Here is a 2,154-nt window from a genome sequence, read left to right as displayed (position 1 = left end):
GTGCTTGTAAACTCCGTTAAAGTGCAAGTGTGCTAGTATTGCGAAGGTTATTAGGTCGTAGAGGCTGATTATTTCCCTGTGAGTGTTTTTCGGGTAGTGTTTGCTGATTATCGGATAGATTTCGGATTTTATGATCAGGATTTCCTGCTGAAAGTTCATAACAACCACCAATCAACCAAAAGACTTAAGTGCTTATAACTCTAACGATCTAATGGGAACTAGGGTGTGCAATATATGCGTGAAAGAATTTAGTTACGAATTCTTACTTAAATCGGAGGTGGTGGAAATGAGCGAGGAGATGATTCAGCAGATTATCCAGGTTCTAAAGGAGCAAGTTATTCAGGATACAATCGTCCCAAGAAATATTAGGAGAGCCGCTGAACAGGCAATTGAAGCCCTAATGGACACTAGCAAAGACCCAAGTGTGAGAGCTGCGGATGCTATTGCTATTCTTGAGGAGATTAGCGAGGATCCAAATATGCCAATGCACACAAGAACTATAATCTGGGAAGTTTTGGGTGCTTTAGAGCAGATTAAGTGATTTATCTGCCTTTTTCTTTTAGATACCATAATTTTGCGCTTTCCTCTACTAATTCTGCCTTGTAGTAGGCTTCCCTTAAGCTTCTCCCCACTGTTACTATTCCATGATTTTGAAGGATAACCGCGTCGTAGTGTTCCAAGTGTTTTGCGGTTTCTTCGGCCAATTCCCAGCTTCCAGCCGGTTTAAACTCAGCTATGGGAATCTTTTTTAGATATATTTCCGCTTCAGGGGTTATTATTGGCAGCTCTTCATTAAGTAGTGTGGATGCAACTATCGAGTATGGAGGATGCAGGTGGACTATGGCTTTTACATCTTTTCTTCGCTTGTAGACTTCAACGTGGAGCTTCCATTCTGAAGATGGCCTTATAGAGCTTAGAACATTCCCTTCAAGGTCAATGACGGCTATCTGCCCGTGTGTGAGCTCATCCATGACGGAGCCAGTTCCCTTTATGAAAACCTTTCCGTTGAAAAGAACGCTTAAATTCCCTCCAAATGCGGCCGTTAACCCTCTTTCGTGGGCGAGTCTTGAATATCTGATAAGCATCTCCTTGACAACTCTGCTCATTTTTTCACCACCTTTATCCCAAAACCACAGGAGTTGCAGTAGGCAATATCTTTCTGCCAGACGAGTTCTTCAGCCCCGCATATGGGGCAGACCTCAAGCTTGCCGCTTTCTTTCCATGCATCGTAGGTTTTTCCGCTTATCACAAGAACGATATCGTCCTTGTCCTTCTCAAAGTGTCCCAAAACAGGGGTGCTCTTTAGTTCAAAACTCTCTGCATCTATTATAACCGGCTCTATGCCAATGTTTCCTTCGAATTCAAGCTCGTTAGCTGGCACTATCTCAACTACGTATGCGTTAAGGGTTCTGTCGTGATACACCATAAGCTCCAGGGCATCGCTTAGGTCTCCAGAAGAAGAGATTATATCCACTGTTATATATCTGGCAGAAGGAATCACGAGAGCGAGAACGTACTTGGAGCGGAATAAAGCGAGTCCTTTTCCCAGACACATCTCTTCAAGACCGAGAGAGGCCAATATTTTTCGGATGGTCTCTCCGTCTGGCAGTTTCTTTTCCTGCAGTATTTGATCTTTAATTTTTTCCGCAAGAGGCATTGCGAGCATTATTGGTTCGTAGATTATCATTGCCCTCACCACAGAAAAGTAGCAACTTGGGCTTTTAGGGTTTGCTATGAACGGAGTGTGTAAATTGCAAAGTGGAGTAAAGATCTCATGTGTGGCTTTTATAGTCCTTACTCCTGAAATCAATCCAATACATCATTTAGCGAAAAAAGCAAGCTGATGGGTGGTATCCAAGGACTGTTAATAAATTATAAATTCTCACAGATACTGTTAGGATAAGCTGTGGGGTGTCAGGTTTAAGTTACTGGCAGTACTTTAGAAAAAGAAGGGGGAACATGAAGTCTGAAACCATTATTTACTGGGTGGTTTCAGCCTTAAAACCCTTTCGTCGCAACAAAAGATACTGTCAGGATAAGCAGTGGGGCGTCAGGTTTAAATCCCAGACACTACCACAGAAAAAGAAAGGGGGGAACATGCAAGCCGAAACCATTATCAACCGATTAATTTCAGCCTTAAAACCTTTTCGCCGA

The 2,154-nt window shown here is 42.8% G+C and carries 3 protein-coding genes and 2 pseudogenes; 2 read left to right on the top strand and 3 right to left on the bottom strand.

The window, feature by feature from the left end:
- A pseudogene (locus THEPK_RS13520) lies at positions 1-168 on the bottom strand (IS982 family transposase); the annotation flags it as partial.
- 118 nt (positions 169-286) lie between these two features.
- Here THEPK_RS13520 and THEPK_RS01435 point away from each other — a divergent pair.
- Positions 287-541, top strand: a complete 255-nt coding sequence (locus THEPK_RS01435) for a UPF0147 family protein (protein ID WP_042697468.1) — start codon at positions 287-289, stop codon at positions 539-541.
- Between the two features lies 1 nt (position 542).
- Here THEPK_RS01435 and THEPK_RS01430 read toward each other — a convergent pair whose 3' ends face one another.
- Together THEPK_RS01430 and THEPK_RS01425 are read right to left on the bottom strand one after the other, a co-directional pair.
- Positions 543-1,106: an aldolase gene (locus tag THEPK_RS01430; RefSeq protein WP_042697465.1), complete on the bottom strand. Its 564-nt coding sequence runs from the start codon at positions 1,104-1,106 to the stop codon at positions 543-545.
- Complete coding sequence (locus tag THEPK_RS01425) at positions 1,103-1,687, bottom strand: hypothetical protein (RefSeq protein WP_042697463.1); 585 nt, start codon at positions 1,685-1,687, stop codon at positions 1,103-1,105. The genes THEPK_RS01430 and THEPK_RS01425 overlap by 4 nt, the downstream gene beginning before the upstream one ends.
- A gap of 272 nt (positions 1,688-1,959) precedes the next feature.
- Between THEPK_RS01425 and THEPK_RS13515 the strand changes: the two are divergent.
- Positions 1,960-2,154, top strand: a pseudogene (locus THEPK_RS13515) (hypothetical protein); the annotation flags it as partial.

Source organism: Thermococcus sp. PK (genome assembly GCF_000430485.1).
Classification (GTDB): Archaea; Methanobacteriota_B; Thermococci; order Thermococcales; family Thermococcaceae; genus Thermococcus_A; species Thermococcus_A bergensis.
The sequence above is the reverse complement of the archived record's forward strand: the minus strand, read 5'-3'. Positions and strand labels throughout refer to the sequence as shown.

Excerpts from the sequence above, each read along its gene's own strand:
- THEPK_RS01435 (WP_042697468.1), top strand. The coding sequence starts at position 287 with ATGAGCGAGGAGATGATTCAGCAGATTATCCAGGTTCTAAAGGAGCAA.
- THEPK_RS01430 (WP_042697465.1), bottom strand. The coding sequence starts at position 1,106 with ATGAGCAGAGTTGTCAAGGAGATGCTTATCAGATATTCAAGACTCGCC.
- THEPK_RS01425 (WP_042697463.1), bottom strand. The coding sequence starts at position 1,687 with ATGATAATCTACGAACCAATAATGCTCGCAATGCCTCTTGCGGAAAAA.